The organism is Methanocalculus sp. (assembly GCF_029762515.1).
GTDB lineage: Archaea > Halobacteriota > Methanomicrobia > Methanomicrobiales > Methanocorpusculaceae > Methanocalculus.
Map to the genome: position 1 here is coordinate 1 of NZ_JARVGN010000570.1, position 920 is coordinate 920.

The 920-nt window shown below is 50.2% G+C and carries 1 protein-coding gene; it reads left to right on the forward strand.

All coding sequences use genetic code 11. The features are described from left to right. Window positions 1-585: 585 nt before the first annotated feature. A partial coding sequence (locus QCH34_RS13255) for a hypothetical protein (protein WP_300334803.1) occupies window positions 586-920 on the forward strand: 335 nt, incomplete at its 3' end.

Below are 920 nucleotides of genomic sequence, written 5' to 3' on the forward strand. Positions count from 1 at the left end.
TTAAATCAAAATACAATCCAGATATTTTCATCTGGTTCTCTGCAATGAAACATACGTCATACTTCTTTGAACTGATAGAAAAAATTTTAAAGAAAAGATAGGTAAAAAGAAGAGAGTATTACGATTTTAGTTATCCAAAACGCTGCTCCGCTTATACACGATTTTAATCGAATTACGGTTACTTTGGAATCCTAATCCACCATGATAATTCACTGATTTTTCGGAAATCGGTCAATTGGGTATGCAATACATTTGAGCCTGAACTCCGCATGATTTGGGGCATATACTTCATATTCTGTCCTCCTTTTCGGCATCCCCTGAAGCAGAAGGGAAAGATCTATATATTCATAATCCCTAATATTATGACATATGGAAGAGTGGGTTCGGGCGTGGCTCGAGGAGCAGCGGCGGAAGGGGGAGAAGTGTCTTGAGATCAAGGAGATCCAAGGCAAACCCTATGTCTATCGGTCGACGAGCATCTACGACAAGGCAACCAAATCGCCGAAAAAGGTCAGCACGTATCTCGGCAGACTCACGAAAGACCAGGGTCTCATCGTCAAAGGAAGAAGAGGACAGAGCATCCCGATGAATCCCCGCAGCATTCGTGAATACGGGAACGCCGCCCTGATGACCGAAGAGTTCGGCGAGGTGCTCCCGGTTCTCCAGGAGGCGTTCCCGGCCTGCTGGCAGGAGATCGTCGCCCTCGTCTTCACCCGGATCGCTGGATATACCCCGCTCTCCCGGGTCGGGGATGCCTGGGAGAAACTCGACAACATCCTTGCCATCTCCGCAGACTGCGACCCCCGCACCCTCGCCCGGGTCCTCACCGTTGTCGGCGGTGACCGCACTGCCCAGCAGGCGGTGTTCCGGCATCTCTCCTCGCAGGCGCAGCAGCTCGTCTACGATCTCTCGTTCATCTT